We start from the raw sequence: 14,137 nt of genomic DNA, 5'->3' as shown, positions 1-14,137 counted from the left end.
GGGCCGTATTGTCAGGGCAAGCCGAAGGTAGCCTTTTTTATTTCATAAACCTGTAGATATTCTTCCAGCGGCTTTGCCGTTCCAAGGGAATGAATTTCACCACTGTCTTTATCAATAATAAAAGGTGCGTTACCGGCTAAACGCGCGGCCTCATCTCCAGATTCAAGAAATTCTTGTGATTCGAAACAGAAATACCAGCCCTGGCTAAAACGTCCATGCAGAGTGATGACGACAGGGAGATCTGCATCATCAAGGTAATGGTTCGCTTTCGCGAATGCGTCGTGATAAGTAATCATAATTATAATAAATATTATTATTGATCGTTATATTATTATTCTTGCGTTATACTTTGAGAAAAGACGCGTTCATCTTCGTCAAAGATATTATTAAATGCTGGTTTTGAAAAAAGTTCATCGGATAATATACAGTCACGAAATAAGTATCTGCTAATATTTTGTGATTTCTTTTTCAGAACGTCGAACGGGATTTTCTTATTTAAGATATCAGAATCTTATGATTCGGGTGAAATTCTAACTAAATCAACATGTCACTAAAATCATCATAGCCATTAGCTATTTCGGCTAAAATAGAGATTACATGTCTTCGGTCCATCTCACTTAAGGAGTGTAGTTCCGTTGTAAGTTTTTCCATAGCTTGCATTGCTAAGTTTCGAACAAGGAATTTTCTGCTGGTAATCTCTAAAAAGATGGCATGGTTTACAATGATTTTTGTTATCTTTTGATTATTATGAACAACTGTCCATGATTTCGTTTAAGAATGAAGAGAAATCACTAAACGAACTGAATATATTTTCGGTGCCAATATTATCTCTAATTTCAAAAAAGTTACTTTTAATGTCATAAGTAAATATTGAAATGCTATCATCCCCGATCACTAACCGTTCTTGTAGATCAGGGTTTATGAAATCATCATTATTTCTATAAAATTCATTTACGGTAAAAAGGTTTTTAACTGAAGGTTCTGGAATCGAGAGGCTAAATAATCGTAATCCATTAACTTCGAATCCATCCATTGCTCTTAAAAAATTAAGATAATCAGGTTGATTATTAAAAAGAATACTAACTTCATTACATAATTTCTCCAGGCAATTAGTTGAATTAGAATTAAATTCTATTTGGATTATACTTTCAATAAATGATTCCTTGAGCGGTGCTTCAAATGGATAGTCTAAATCATTCATCATTTTTTTTAATTTATTTATTTGGGTTTTAGTCATCATTTTGTGGGTTCCATAATATTTTTCATGGGAGGATAAATTGAGCCAGATGGAATGGCCCAGGGAGTGATTTTGCTTTCACCTACTAATACTCCCTTAGCTATTCGTGATTGCATGTTAGTAAAAACTTTATGATATGGTTCGTTTTCGATTAATACTAAATTTTCGAAATCATTAGTACCACCATCATCTAGAGATAGTTTATGGTGAACATTATAATTTAGAGGAACATTGCCCTTTCTCATTCTTAAAAGGTCTTCGGCGTTGAATCTTTCAGATGCTTCGGAGGTTTTTGCAAGTTTGATAAGAAAATTTTTTCTTACAGTTTTATTAAACTCCTTTCGTAAGTTAGCTAAGTCTTTTGAAGTTCTCTTAATGTATATTGTTTCTATTATGTCTATACCATCAAGAAGTTTTTGTTGACCTCTAAGTTTGCCTAAGTAACTATTTATTTCTGTATATGTATCAACATTAGAACGCTTTGTTAAAAGAATAGATGCTGTTGCTATCGCTATGCCCGCTGTTTTTTCATTTAGTATTTGATCATAGCCTTTTATTGCATCTCCACCCAGTTTTTCCGCAGTATCTCTGAATCCTTCAATGTTCCCATTGTATACGCCACCAGCAGCAAGTAGCCTGCCAATAGCTTTGCTGTTTAACGTTTTGAAACGATTATTTGTTTGGTTTTTTGAATTTGGTAAAAACAAACAGTTATAATTTTCAGGGAGTGCCAAATAGCTGAACTCGGTATTTGCGATAAGATGTTGACAGAGGATAAATTCATAACTAACAGTTAATGTTTCTGTATCCAGTTGATTTTCAATGATCTGATGATGAATAGCCGATAAAAAAGCGCCTCTTAGTTGTATATAATAATACTTTCCCCATCTACCAAATCTATTTATTCGATAGAAGTCAAATTCCATAAATAATTGTTCATTATTGTTAATGGAATTAATAAATAATGGAGTGCTTTTATCAATTAATTTACAAAATGTTATACCATGGAACTGTGAACCAAGCCCCGTATTAGTAATACTATTTAAGAATGAGAATGTAAATATTTCATCCTCATGCCCGCTCTGCCAGCGATTACCTGTAGACTCAGAAGTCCCACAACCTGCGGAGATGCTTCCTTGTTGTTCTCCCGTTACTGTCAGGTAAACAATATTACTCATCCATGAAAAGTCCTTTTATGGCATGCTATTTTATCAATGGCACTATTATGCTTGTTAATTGTTATTTATTTACTCCAGGAAATTGTAGGCGTATATATTAAAAAATAAAATATTACACTTTAGGACGTAATTATGAGGTAAATCTTATATATTTATTGGGAAAATAAATACATTAAAGGAAGGTATGCCGATTTTGAATGACACCCTTTTTCCATCTCAGAAAAAGGGCACTATCTTACTTCACCCGCGCCATATAATACGCATCGACATATTCACCATTACGTAATGCGTACTTCTTGCCAGTCCCTTCAATCTCAAATCCAAATTTTTTATAGACTTTAATTGCTGGCGCGTTATCGATGAACACCGTTAGCTCAATACGATCTACCCGCAACCAGTTGTCGCACATTTCAATCATCTCTCGCATCAGGGCGCTGGCGACGCCGCGATTCTTCCAACGGGAGTCGACACAAATACCAAAATCTGCAACATGACTGCGGCGTGGGCGCTGTTGCACGTCAATGGTGAGATGGCCCACGACGTCTCCATCAATACAGGCGACGAGTTGCTTGATGCCGGGACGATCGGCGAGTCGCTCCTGCCACATATGATCGGAAGGATGAGGCACCTGTAGCGTGTTGCAATACACCTCCGGCTGGGCGTGAATCTGCCTGATGGCCTCGTAATCGCGCGTTTCAGCATGGCGTATCACTATCTCACTCATTCCTTTGTCCTCTTTGGGGTAAATGTCCCTTTCAACATCATTGACTTTCAAATGCGAGTCAAATGCATTTTTTTTGCAAAAAGTGTTGGACAAGTGCGAATGAGAATGATTATTATTGTCTTGCGATCAGGAAGACCCTCGCGGAGAACCTGAAAGCACGACATTGCTCACATTGCTTCCAGTATTACTTAGCCAGCCGGGTGCTGGCTTTTTTTTTGATCTTTCGTTTTCAATTTATCCACGGGAAGTGCTTGTGTTCGTTATGCGCACTCCAGTAGGAACCACGTCCGCTTTGCGCTAAGGTGTAAATAATCACCTTAAAAAGGACGAAATCATGGTCATCAACTGCGCCTTTATTGGCTTCGGCAAAAGCACCACCCGTTACCATCTGCCGTATGTACTTAACCGCAAGGATAGCTGGCATGTCGCGCATATTTTTCGCCGCCATGCGAAGCCGGAAGAACAGGCCCCCATTTACTCTCATATCCATTTCACCAGCGATCTCGACGAAGTACTAAACGATCCCGATGTTAAGCTGGTTGTGGTCTGCACCCATGCAGACAGCCACTTCGAGTACGCGAAGCGCGCGCTGGAAGCCGGGAAAAATGTGCTGGTCGAAAAACCGTTCACCCCGACGCTTGCCCAGGCGAAGGAGCTGTTTGCGCTGGCGAAAAGCAAAGGACTGACCGTCACGCCGTATCAGAATCGTCGTTTTGATTCCTGCTTCCTGACAGCGAAAAAAGCGATTGAAAGTGGCAAGTTGGGAGAGATTGTCGAAGTGGAAAGCCATTTTGACTATTACCGCCCGGTGGCAGAAACCAAACCTGGGCTGCCGCAGGATGGCGCGTTCTATGGTCTTGGTGTGCATACGATGGACCAGATTATTTCTCTGTTCGGTCGCCCGGATCACGTCGCTTATGACATCCGCAGCCTGCGTAATAAAGCCAATCCTGACGACACCTTTGAAGCGCAGCTGTTTTATGGCGACCTGAAAGCCATCGTCAAAACCAGCCATCTGGTGAAAATCGATTATCCGAAATTTATCGTTCACGGTAAGAAAGGTTCGTTTATTAAATACGGTATCGACCAGCAGGAAACCAGCCTCAAGGCTAATATTATGCCGGGCGAACCGGGATTCGCAGCGGATGATTCGGTCGGTGTGCTGGAGTATGTCAATGACGAGGGTGTGACGGTCAGAGAAGAGATGAAGCCGGAGATGGGCGATTACGGGCGCGTTTATGATGCGTTGTATCAAACCATCACCAACGGTGCGCCAAATTACGTCAAGGAATCTGAAGTTCTTACCAATCTGGAAATCCTTGAACGAGGATTTGAGCAAGCCTCTCCCTCCACAGTGACTCTCGCGAAGTAAGTTTGATGGCCCCTCGAATAGTTCAATTTTTTTGAACAGAGGGGTCAATTTTCACCCTCTATCATCCTAGGCGGATCGGGTCCACACTAAGCCCATCGAAATCATTCAGGGGGCGAATAAAAATGATCTACTTACGCAAAGCAAATGAACGTGGTCATGCAAATCATGGCTGGCTGGACTCCTGGCATACTTTCTCTTTTGCCAACTATTACGATCCGAACTTTATGGGCTTCTCCGCGCTGCGCGTGATTAACGACGACGTGATTGAAGCAGGGCAGGGCTTCGGCACTCACCCGCATAAAGATATGGAAATTTTGACCTACGTGCTGGAAGGTACTGTTGAGCATCAGGACAGCATGGGCAATAAAGAGCAGGTTCCGGCGGGTGAGTTCCAGATTATGAGTGCGGGTACGGGTATTCGTCACTCAGAGTACAACCCAAGCAGCACCGAGCGTCTGCATCTGTATCAAATCTGGATCATGCCTGAAGAAAACGGTATTACGCCGCGTTATGAACAGCGTCGCTTCGATGCCGTACAGGGCAAACAGCTGGTGCTCTCGCCGGATGCGCGTGATGGTTCGCTGAAAGTGTATCAGGATATGGAACTGTACCGCTGGGCGCTGGTAAAAGATGAGCAGTCGGTGCATCAGATTGCCGCTGAACGCCGCGTCTGGATTCAGGTGGTGAAAGGCAATGTCACCATTAACGGCGTGAAAGCCTCGACCAGCGATGGTCTGGCAATCTGGGATGAGCAGGCAATCTCCATTCATGCGGATAGCGACAGCGAAGTGTTACTGTTCGATCTGCCGCCGGTTTAAAACTCAACGGCATCTTTGAAGCCTGCCTTTTTGCAGGCTTCCTCACTCGCTCCGGTCGCGTGCTGATGTACGCTTCCGGGGTTTTGCCGCGTCGTTAGCACAATGCGATGCAATTGATTTAGTGTATATCTAATAATTGTAAACAAGCACTGTTTTCCCCGGGAAGGTTCTGATGCGTCCGTGTTAAACTAAGAGAATCTATCTCTTTTGTACCTTCAGGACGATGAAAAAGAAAAGACCCGTACTTCAGGATGTGGCTGACCGTGTAGGCGTGACCAAAATGACGGTCAGCCGTTTTTTACGCAACCCGGAGCAGGTTTCCGTCGCTCTACGCGGCAAGATTGCCGCCGCTCTTGATGAACTGGGTTATATTCCCAATCGCGCGCCCGATATCCTCTCTAATGCCACCAGCCGGGCGATTGGCGTCCTGTTACCTTCTCTCACCAACCAGGTTTTCGCGGAAGTATTACGCGGAATCGAAAGCGTCACCGACGCGCACGGTTATCAAACTATGCTGGCGCACTACGGTTATAAACCGGAAATGGAGCAAGAACGCCTCGAATCAATGCTCTCATGGAATATCGATGGACTGATCCTCACCGAACGTACCCACACGCCACGCACCTTAAAGATGATTGAAGTGGCGGGGATTCCGGTGGTGGAGTTGATGGACAGCAAGTCGCCGTGCCTCGATATTGCCGTCGGTTTTGATAACTTTGAAGCGGCACGCCAGATGACCACCGCCATTATTGCTCGCGGGCATCGCCACATTGCCTATCTCGGCGCACGTCTCGACGAACGTACTATCATCAAACAGAAGGGATACGAACAGGCGATGCTGGATGCAGGCCTGGTGCCGTATAGCGTGATGGTTGAGCAATCTTCTTCTTACTCTTCCGGTATTGAACTGATTCGCCAGGCGAGGCGGGAATATCCGCAGCTGGATGGCGTGTTCTGTACTAATGATGACCTGGCGGTCGGCGCGGCGTTTGAATGCCAGCGTCTGGGGTTGAAAGTTCCTGACGATATGGCGATTGCCGGTTTCCATGGTCATGACATTGGTCAGGTGATGGAACCACGGTTGGCGAGCGTACTGACGCCGCGTGAGCGGATGGGCAGTATTGGCGCTGAACGCCTGCTGGCGCGTATTCGTGGCGAATCTGTGACACCGAAAATGTTAGATTTAGGTTTCACCTTGTCACCGGGCGGATCTATTTAAGCCCACAAATTTGAAGTAGCTCACACTTATACACTTAAGGCACGGATGGATATTGCTTCTGATATTGTCCGGCCGGACAATGTTACCGATAACAGTTACCCGTAACATTTTTATTTCTTGTATTGTGGGGGCACCACTTTGAGCACGACTAACCATGATCACCACATTTACGTCTTGATGGGCGTATCGGGCAGCGGCAAATCTGCGGTCGCCAGTGAAGTGGCGCATCAACTTCATGCCGCGTTTCTTGATGGCGATTTCCTCCATCCAAGGCGCAATATCGAAAAAATGGCGTCTGGTGAACCGCTGAATGACGACGATCGCAAACCGTGGTTGCAGGCGCTGAACGACGCCGCGTTTGCTATGCAGCGCACCAATAAAGTGTCGCTGATCGTCTGTTCTGCACTGAAAAAACACTATCGCGACTTGCTGCGTGAAGGTAATCCGAATCTCTCGTTCATCTACCTGAAAGGCGATTTTGATGTGATTGAAAGCCGCCTGAAAGCGCGCAAAGGCCATTTCTTTAAAACCCAAATGTTGGTGACGCAGTTTGAAACGCTGCAGGAGCCGGGTGCGGACGAAACCGATGTACTGGTGGTGGATATCGATCAACCGCTGGAAGGTGTTGTGGCAAGCACCATTGAGGTTATTAAAAAAGGCAAATAAGTAGTGACTACATTAACGCTTGTTTTAACAGCAGTAGGGTCTGTTTTACTGCTGCTGTTTTTAGTCATGAAGGCGCGTATGCACGCTTTCCTGGCTTTGATGGTGGTGTCCATGGGGGCTGGCCTTTTTTCCGGTATGCCGCTCGATAAAATCGCAGCGACGATGGAAAAAGGGATGGGAGGCACCCTCGGCTTCCTGGCGGTGGTTGTCGCCCTGGGAGCTATGTTTGGCAAGATCTTACATGAAACCGGCGCAGTCGATCAGATTGCCGTCAAAATGCTCAAATCCTTCGGTCACAGCCGCGCGCATTATGCCATCGGCCTTGCGGGGCTGGTCTGTGCGCTACCGCTGTTCTTTGAAGTGGCGATTGTTCTGCTGATTAGCGTTGCTTTCTCAATGGCGCGCCACACCGGTACGAACCTGGTGAAGCTGGTAATCCCATTATTCGCAGGCGTGGCGGCCGCGGCTGCGTTCCTGGTGCCTGGACCAGCGCCAATGCTGCTGGCATCGCAGATGAATGCCGACTTTGGCTGGATGATCCTGATTGGCCTGTGTGCGGCAATTCCGGGAATGATTATTGCCGGGCCGCTGTGGGGTAATTTCATCAGCCGCTACGTGGAGCTGCATATTCCTGACGACATCAGCGAACCACATCTCGGCGAAGGCAAAATGCCATCTTTCGGATTCAGCCTGTCGCTGATCCTGTTGCCGCTGGTGCTGGTAGGGCTGAAAACCATTGCCGCGCGTTTTGTGCCAGAAGGCTCTACCGCTTACGAATGGTTCGAGTTTATTGGTCATCCGTTTACCGCGATTCTGGTTGCTTGTCTGGTGGCGATTTATGGCCTGGCAATGCGTCAGGGCATGCCAAAAGACAAAGTGATGGAGATTTGCGGTCACGCGCTGCAACCGGCGGGGATCATTCTGCTGGTGATTGGTGCAGGCGGCGTGTTCAAACAGGTGCTGGTTGACTCTGGCGTAGGTCCGGCACTGGGCGAAGCGTTAACCGGCATGGGCCTGCCGATTGCCATCACCTGCTTCGTGCTGGCAGCTGCAGTGCGCATCATTCAGGGTTCTGCCACCGTTGCCTGTTTAACGGCGGTGGGACTGGTGATGCCGGTTATTGAACAACTGAACTACTCCGGTGCGCAAATGGCGGCGCTGTCGATTTGTATCGCCGGTGGTTCGATTGTTGTCAGCCACGTTAACGACGCCGGTTTCTGGTTGTTCGGTAAATTTACCGGCGCGACCGAAGCCGAAACGCTGAAAACCTGGACCATGATGGAAACCATACTCGGCACTGTTGGTGCCATCGTTGGGATGATTGCGTTCCAGCTGTTGAGTTAATTACTGCGACAAATTACTGCGAGCTTGCTCGCAGTAATTCATTTCTCTTATCTCCTCTCTTCATCTTTTTGATCTCTCTCGCAAATTTACCTGCTAATAATCCGTTCTAATCACTGCCTAAAGATCGCAGGAGATAAAGATGGAAAAGCACGGAGCTGAATTGCTTTTACAGCGGATGTTAGGAAATACCACCGCTACTTTCAGGGAAGGGCAATGGGAAGCCATAGATGCAGTGGTTAATCAGCGGCGAAAACTGCTGGTTGTACAGCGCACCGGCTGGGGGAAAAGTGCCGTGTACTTCATCGCCAGTAAAATCTTCCGCGATCGCGGCGCTGGCCCGACAATTATCATCTCTCCTTTGCTTGCCCTGATGCGTAACCAGGTTGCCGCCGCTGAACGGTTAGGTATTACGGCTGAAACGTTGAATTCTACAAACAGGGAAGAATGGCAGCGCATTAGCGATAAGTTGCTGCAAGGTGAGGTCGATTGCTTGCTGGTTTCCCCGGAACGTTTGGCAAACCAGGACTTTATCGAAACGGTTTTATATCCTATAGCCGATCGTATTGGCTTGCTTGTGGTCGACGAGGCGCACTGCATCTCTGATTGGGGCCACGATTTTCGCCCGGATTACCGACGTATATTAGATATTTTGCGCCAACTGCCTGCGAATACCCCTGTTCTGGGTACAACCGCGACAGCGAATAACCGTGTTGTTGAGGATATCCGTCAGCAATTGGGTGACATTGTGATTCAGCGTGGAACGCTGGCTCGCGAAAGTTTGGCGCTTGATGCCTTAGTCTTAGGAGAACAGTCATCCCGTCTGGCATGGTTAGCAACGGTTATCCCTCAGTTTTCCAAATCGGGAATTGTTTATACCCTGACGACTCGCGATGCTGAACTTGTCGCCGAGTGGTTAAGGAAAAATGGTATCAGTGCATTTGCTTACTACAGCGGCGTGACTTGTGAAGGCGCGGAAGATTCTAATACTGCCAGGGAATATCTGGAGCAGGCACTGCTGGCAAATAAAATCAAAGTGCTGGTCGCGACGACGGCATTAGGTATGGGGTTTGATAAACCTGATTTAGGTTTCGTCATTCATTATCAGATGCCGGGGTCTATTGTCGGTTACTACCAACAGGTGGGGCGTGCCGGGCGTGCTATAGATTCCGCAGTTGGCATATTGCTTTGTGGTGGTGAAGACCGCGCTATTCATCAATTCTTCCGTGAAAGCGCCTTTCCTGCGGAGGCGCAAATTCATGAAATACTCAACGTACTTAGCGAGAATGACGGTCTTACCCTACGAGGCATTGAACAACGGACGAATCTTCGTTATGGGCAAATAGAAAAAGCACTGAAATTATTGGTAGCGGAAAATCCATCGCCTGTGGTGTATACCGAGAAATTATGGCGCAGAACTATCGTCAGTTTTTCTCCTGATCATGAACGAATTAACCATTTGATGAATCAGAGAAAAAGTGAACTGGCAGACGTTGAAAGCTATATCACGACCAAGGAGTGCAAAATGCAATTTCTGCGCCGTGCACTCGATGAGCCAAGTGCCGAACGTTGTGGTAAATGTAGCAGTTGTCTTCAGCATCCGTTATTGTCGCCCGACATTGATAGCGGCTTACTCCATGCGGCAAATTTATTTATTAAACACGCTGACCTGCCGTTAAATCTCAATAAACAGGTGGCAGCTGGGGCTTTTACGCAATACGGATTTAAAGGGAACTTGCCTGCGGGTTTACAAGGATCTACGGGGCGAATCCTTTCTCGTTGGGGAGATTCCGGGTGGGGAAAGCAGGTAGCACAGGAGAAAAAAACGGGGCGCTTAAGTGATGAGCTGGTAGAAGCATGTGCGGAAATGGTTCGCCAACGCTGGAATCCGCATCCTGAACCAACCTGGGTATGCTGCGTTCCTTCATTAAGGCACCTCGACCTGGTTCCTGATTTTGCCCGGCGACTGGCGGCGAAACTTGGCTTACCTTTTATTGATGCCATTGAAAAAGTCGTGGACAATCCACCGCAGAAAATGCAGCAAAACCGTTTTCACCAGTGTCAAAATCTCGACGGGGCGTTTGTGATTACCCCTCCTTTGATGCCAGGTCCGGCGTTGCTGGTTGACGATATCGTGGATTCTGCATGGACGCTGACAGTTCTGACAGCACTGTTACGCCAGGCAGGTTGCCCGACGGTTTATCCTCTTGCCCTTGCTTCTACCTCGGTAAAAAATTGATGAATCTTTCAGCCAATGCACAAGCGACTCTCCTGCTAACCAGCGATTTTTCTCGCGCGGCGGCGAGTGAGTATAAACCTCTTAGTAATAGTGAATGGGGGAAGTTTGCATTATGGCTGAAGCACCAACGTATCAGTCCCGCCGATCTTCTGGTGCCGCAACCGCAAGAGAAACTTACAGGCTGGAGCGATCCGCGTATTTCTCAGGAGCGTATTCTTGGCTTGCTGGCGCGTGGTCATAGTCTGGCGTTGGCGGTAGATAAGTGGCAACGCGCCGGTTTATGGATCTTAACCCGCGGAGATGCCGATTATCCCGTTCGCTTGAAAAACCGATTGCGAACGGATGCACCTCCCGTTTTATTTGGCTGCGGGAATAAAGCATTACTGCAAGCGGAAGGTATGGCGATTGTTGGCTCGCGAGATGCTCCGACTGCCGATTTGCGCTATACCCAACAACTGGCAGCGAAACTGGCCCAACAGGGGATTTGCGTTATCTCTGGTGGTGCGCGAGGTATTGATGAATGTGCAATAGCGTCGGCGCTGGAGGCCGGAGGAACTGCCGTTGGCGTATTAGCTGATAGCTTGTTAAAAACGAGCACGTTAGTGAAATGGCGTGAAGGGCTTATAGCAGGCAACCTGGTGTTGATTTCACCGTTTTACCCAGAGGTACGTTTCACCGTCGGCAATGCGATGGCGCGGAATAAATATATTTATTGCCTTGCTGAAAGCGCAATGGTTGTACGTGCGGGAATGACCGGTGGAACGATAACCGGAGCGATGGAGGCGTTAAAACATCAGTGGCTGCCTGTTCTGGTTAAACCAAATCAGGATGTGCAATCAGCCAATTCACGATTAGTAGAAAATGGGGCGTCATGGAGTGCTGAACAGGCTGAGAATGTGACGATCAGACTGCCAGACGTTCCTGGGCTGATGTATGACAGAGCACTCCGTAACGCTCAACCAGAATTGTTTTCGCTGCACGAAGATGACGCAAATTACGCAGTGATGCCCTCGCATACCCCTGTCGATTTTTATCAACTTTTTGTGGCGGAACTGGCGATCCTTGCAAAGGAATCGATAAGTATTGAAAGGCTGGCGTCTTGTACTGGTTTAACCATCGAACAAATTAGTATGTGGCTGAACCGCGCAGAAGAAGAGGGAAGGGTTATCCGATTGGGCGAAGGTCATTATCAGTTCAGGTAATAAAACAGGTGCCGCCTCTGGTTGTGTGCAGCACCTGTTTGAACCTTACCCCTTCATCCACATTCGAATGCCGTCGAGGAACATCTGGGTTGCCATCATCACCAGAATCAATCCCATCAGGCGTTCAAGTGCGTTCACCCCTTTCTCGCCCAGCAGACGTAAAAATAGCGAAGACTGTAGCAGGATGACAAAGGTGCCACCCCAGGCCAGCAGCAGAGCAATTACCAAATGTCCCATCTGATTCGGGTACTGATGAGACAACAACATCAGCGTGGCGAGAATAGTCGGCCCGGCGACTAACGGAATTGCCAACGGCACGATAAACGGCTCTTCACCTGCCGGAAGCCCGCTGCTATTTCCTGAAGCACTGGGGAAAATCATCTTAATGGCGATCAGAAACAGAATGATGCCGCCAGAAATGGAGACGGTTTCTGCCCGCAGGCTAAGAAATGCCAGAATTTTCTCACCCGCAAACAGGAACACCAGCATCACCAGGAGAGCAATAAGCAACTCTCGCACCATGATTGCCCGCCGTCTTTTCGGTTCAGTATGTTTCAGTACGGACATGAAAATAGGTAGGTTTCCGAGCGGATCCATAATCAGGATCAATAAAACTGCTGCAGAAATGATTTCATTCATAACTCAAATTCCCTGATAATTGCCGCGGACTTTCTGCGTGCTAACAAAGCAGGATAAGTCGCATTACTGATGGCTTCGCTATCATTGATTAATTTCACTTGCGACTTTGGCTGCTTTTTGTATGGTGAAAGATGTGCCAAGAGGAGACCGGCACATTTATACAGCACACATCTTTGCAGGAAAAAACGCTTATGAAAAATGTTGGTTTTATCGGCTGGCGCGGTATGGTCGGCTCCGTTCTCATGCAACGCATGGTTGAAGAGCGCGACTTCGACGCCATTCGCCCTGTCTTCTTTTCTACTTCTCAGCTTGGTCAGGCTGCGCCGTCTTTTGGCGGAACCACTGGCACACTTCAGGATGCCTTTGATCTGGAGGCGCTAAAGGCCCTCGATATCATTGTGACCTGTCAGGGCGGCGATTATACCAACGAAATCTATCCAAAGCTTCGTGAAAGCGGATGGCAAGGTTACTGGATTGACGCAGCATCGTCTCTGCGCATGAAAGATGACGCCATCATCATTCTTGACCCCGTCAATCAGGACGTCATTACCGACGGATTAAATAATGGCATCAGGACTTTTGTTGGCGGTAACTGTACCGTAAGCCTGATGTTGATGTCGTTGGGTGGTTTATTCGCCAATGATCTTGTTGATTGGGTGTCCGTTGCAACCTACCAGGCCGCTTCCGGCGGTGGTGCGCGACATATGCGTGAGTTATTAACCCAGATGGGCCATCTGTATAGCCATGTGGCAGATGAACTCGCGACCCCGTCCTCTGCTATTCTCGATATCGAACGCAAAGTCACAACCTTAACCCGTAGCGGTGAGCTGCCGGTGGATAACTTTGGCGTGCCGCTGGCGGGTAGCCTGATTCCGTGGATCGACAAACAGCTTGATAACGGTCAGAGCCGCGAAGAGTGGAAAGGGCAGGCGGAAACCAACAAGATCCTCAACACATCTTCCGTAATTCCGGTAGATGGTTTATGTGTGCGTGTCGGGGCATTGCGCTGCCACAGCCAGGCATTCACTATTAAATTGAAAAAAGATGTGTCTATTCCGACCGTGGAAGAACTGCTGGCTGCGCACAATCCGTGGGCGAAAGTCGTTCCGAACGATCGGGAAATCACTATGCGTGAGCTAACCCCAGCTGCCGTTACCGGCACGCTGACCACGCCGGTAGGCCGCCTGCGTAAGCTGAATATGGGACCAGAGTTCCTGTCAGCCTTTACCGTGGGCGACCAGCTGCTGTGGGGGGCCGCGGAGCCGCTGCGTCGGATGCTTCGTCAACTGGCGTAATCTTTATTCATTAAATCTGGGGCGCGATGCCGCCCCTGCTAGTGCGTAATACAGGAGTAAGCGCAGATGTTTCATGATTTACCGGGAGTTAAATAGAGCATTGGCTATTCTTTAAGGGTGGCTGAATACATGAGTATTCACAGCCTTACCTGAAGTGAGGACGACGCAGAGAGGATGCACAGAGTGCTGCGCCGTTCAGGTCAAAAA

The 14,137-nt window shown here is 47.6% G+C and carries 13 protein-coding genes and 1 pseudogene; 8 read left to right on the top strand and 6 right to left on the bottom strand.

Going from position 1 to position 14,137, the window contains the following annotated elements:
• Nucleotides 1–11: 11 nt before the first annotated feature.
• The 5 genes and pseudogenes from ACJHYD_RS16465 to yhhY all read right to left on the bottom strand — a co-directional run bounded on the left by ACJHYD_RS16465 (nucleotide 12) and on the right by yhhY (nucleotide 3,139).
• Nucleotides 12–296, bottom strand: a complete 285-nt coding sequence (locus ACJHYD_RS16465) for a YrhB family protein (protein ID WP_109553743.1) — start codon at nucleotides 294–296, stop codon at nucleotides 12–14.
• Nucleotides 297–537: 241 nt separating this feature from the next.
• Nucleotides 538–651 (bottom strand): annotated as a pseudogene (locus ACJHYD_RS16460) (hypothetical protein); the annotation flags it as partial.
• 94 nt (nucleotides 652–745) lie between these two features.
• A complete protein-coding gene (yrhA, locus tag ACJHYD_RS16455) occupies nucleotides 746–1,240 on the bottom strand; it encodes a protein YrhA (RefSeq protein ID WP_000988504.1) in 495 nt (164 codons plus the stop codon).
• Nucleotides 1,237–2,415, bottom strand: coding sequence for an Hcp1 family type VI secretion system effector (gene tssD, locus ACJHYD_RS16450; RefSeq protein ID WP_001596269.1), 1,179 nt, complete (start codon nucleotides 2,413–2,415; stop codon nucleotides 1,237–1,239). The genes yrhA and tssD overlap by 4 nt, the downstream gene beginning before the upstream one ends.
• A 235-nt stretch (nucleotides 2,416–2,650) precedes the next feature.
• Nucleotides 2,651–3,139 carry an N-acetyltransferase gene (gene yhhY / locus ACJHYD_RS16445; protein WP_001445779.1) on the bottom strand — a complete coding sequence of 163 codons (489 nt, stop codon included), beginning with the start codon at nucleotides 3,137–3,139 and terminating at the stop codon, nucleotides 2,651–2,653.
• 334 nt (nucleotides 3,140–3,473) lie between these two features.
• On the opposite strand from yhhY, the gene ACJHYD_RS16440 reads away from it, so the two are divergent.
• The 7 genes from ACJHYD_RS16440 to ACJHYD_RS16410 all read left to right on the top strand — a co-directional run bounded on the left by ACJHYD_RS16440 (nucleotide 3,474) and on the right by ACJHYD_RS16410 (nucleotide 11,996).
• Entirely contained in the window at nucleotides 3,474–4,511 is a 1,038-nt protein-coding gene (locus tag ACJHYD_RS16440; RefSeq protein WP_000236295.1) for an oxidoreductase, read from the top strand.
• A 122-nt stretch (nucleotides 4,512–4,633) separates the two neighbouring features.
• Complete coding sequence (yhhW, locus tag ACJHYD_RS16435) at nucleotides 4,634–5,329, top strand: quercetin 2,3-dioxygenase (RefSeq protein WP_000639821.1); 696 nt, start codon at nucleotides 4,634–4,636, stop codon at nucleotides 5,327–5,329.
• A gap of 223 nt (nucleotides 5,330–5,552) precedes the next feature.
• Nucleotides 5,553–6,548, top strand: a complete 996-nt coding sequence (gene gntR, locus ACJHYD_RS16430) for a gluconate operon transcriptional repressor GntR (RefSeq protein ID WP_000730252.1) — start codon at nucleotides 5,553–5,555, stop codon at nucleotides 6,546–6,548.
• Nucleotides 6,549–6,686: 138 nt separating this feature from the next.
• Nucleotides 6,687–7,214: a gluconokinase gene (gntK, locus tag ACJHYD_RS16425; protein WP_000108330.1), complete on the top strand. Its 528-nt coding sequence runs from the start codon at nucleotides 6,687–6,689 to the stop codon at nucleotides 7,212–7,214.
• 3 nt (nucleotides 7,215–7,217) lie between these two features.
• Nucleotides 7,218–8,558, top strand: coding sequence for a gluconate transporter (gene gntU / locus ACJHYD_RS16420; RefSeq protein ID WP_000210111.1), 1,341 nt, complete (start codon nucleotides 7,218–7,220; stop codon nucleotides 8,556–8,558).
• 139 nt (nucleotides 8,559–8,697) lie between these two features.
• On the top strand, nucleotides 8,698–10,794 hold the full coding sequence (locus tag ACJHYD_RS16415; RefSeq protein WP_001551777.1) for a RecQ family ATP-dependent DNA helicase: 2,097 nt from the start codon (nucleotides 8,698–8,700) through the stop codon (nucleotides 10,792–10,794).
• Nucleotides 10,701–11,996 (top strand): DNA-processing protein DprA, encoded by a 1,296-nt coding sequence (locus ACJHYD_RS16410; protein ID WP_019842341.1) that lies wholly within the window; start codon nucleotides 10,701–10,703, stop codon nucleotides 11,994–11,996. Before ACJHYD_RS16415 ends, ACJHYD_RS16410 begins: the two co-directional genes overlap by 94 nt.
• A 45-nt stretch (nucleotides 11,997–12,041) precedes the next feature.
• Here the strand turns inward: ACJHYD_RS16410 and yhgN are convergent, their stop codons facing one another.
• Nucleotides 12,042–12,635 carry an NAAT family transporter YhgN gene (gene yhgN, locus ACJHYD_RS16405; RefSeq protein WP_001002544.1) on the bottom strand — a complete coding sequence of 198 codons (594 nt, stop codon included), beginning with the start codon at nucleotides 12,633–12,635 and terminating at the stop codon, nucleotides 12,042–12,044.
• Between the two features lie 191 nt (nucleotides 12,636–12,826).
• Here yhgN and asd point away from each other — a divergent pair, with 191 nt between their 5' ends.
• Nucleotides 12,827–13,930, top strand: coding sequence for an aspartate-semialdehyde dehydrogenase (asd, locus tag ACJHYD_RS16400; RefSeq protein ID WP_000799961.1), 1,104 nt, complete (start codon nucleotides 12,827–12,829; stop codon nucleotides 13,928–13,930).
• The last annotated feature ends 207 nt before the right edge of the window (nucleotides 13,931–14,137 follow it).

Origin of the sequence: Escherichia sp. WS1368, assembly GCF_046487485.1 — a bacterium.
GTDB lineage: Bacteria > Pseudomonadota > Gammaproteobacteria > Enterobacterales > Enterobacteriaceae > Escherichia > Escherichia coli.
The sequence above is the reverse complement of the archived record's forward strand: the minus strand, read 5'-3'. Positions and strand labels throughout refer to the sequence as shown.

Coding starts and splice junctions, on each gene's coding strand:
- yhhW (WP_000639821.1), top strand. CDS start 4,634: ATGATCTACTTACGCAAAGCAAATGAACGTGGTCATGCAAATCATGGC.
- ACJHYD_RS16465 (WP_109553743.1), bottom strand. CDS start 296: ATGATTACTTATCACGACGCATTCGCGAAAGCGAACCATTACCTTGAT.
- gntR (WP_000730252.1), top strand. CDS start 5,553: ATGAAAAAGAAAAGACCCGTACTTCAGGATGTGGCTGACCGTGTAGGC.
- yhgN (WP_001002544.1), bottom strand. CDS start 12,635: ATGAATGAAATCATTTCTGCAGCAGTTTTATTGATCCTGATTATGGAT.
- ACJHYD_RS16415 (WP_001551777.1), top strand. CDS start 8,698: ATGGAAAAGCACGGAGCTGAATTGCTTTTACAGCGGATGTTAGGAAAT.
- tssD (WP_001596269.1), bottom strand. CDS start 2,415: ATGAGTAATATTGTTTACCTGACAGTAACGGGAGAACAACAAGGAAGC.
- yrhA (WP_000988504.1), bottom strand. CDS start 1,240: ATGATGACTAAAACCCAAATAAATAAATTAAAAAAAATGATGAATGAT.
- asd (WP_000799961.1), top strand. CDS start 12,827: ATGAAAAATGTTGGTTTTATCGGCTGGCGCGGTATGGTCGGCTCCGTT.
- ACJHYD_RS16410 (WP_019842341.1), top strand. CDS start 10,701: ATGGACGCTGACAGTTCTGACAGCACTGTTACGCCAGGCAGGTTGCCC.
- ACJHYD_RS16440 (WP_000236295.1), top strand. CDS start 3,474: ATGGTCATCAACTGCGCCTTTATTGGCTTCGGCAAAAGCACCACCCGT.
- yhhY (WP_001445779.1), bottom strand. CDS start 3,139: ATGAGTGAGATAGTGATACGCCATGCTGAAACGCGCGATTACGAGGCC.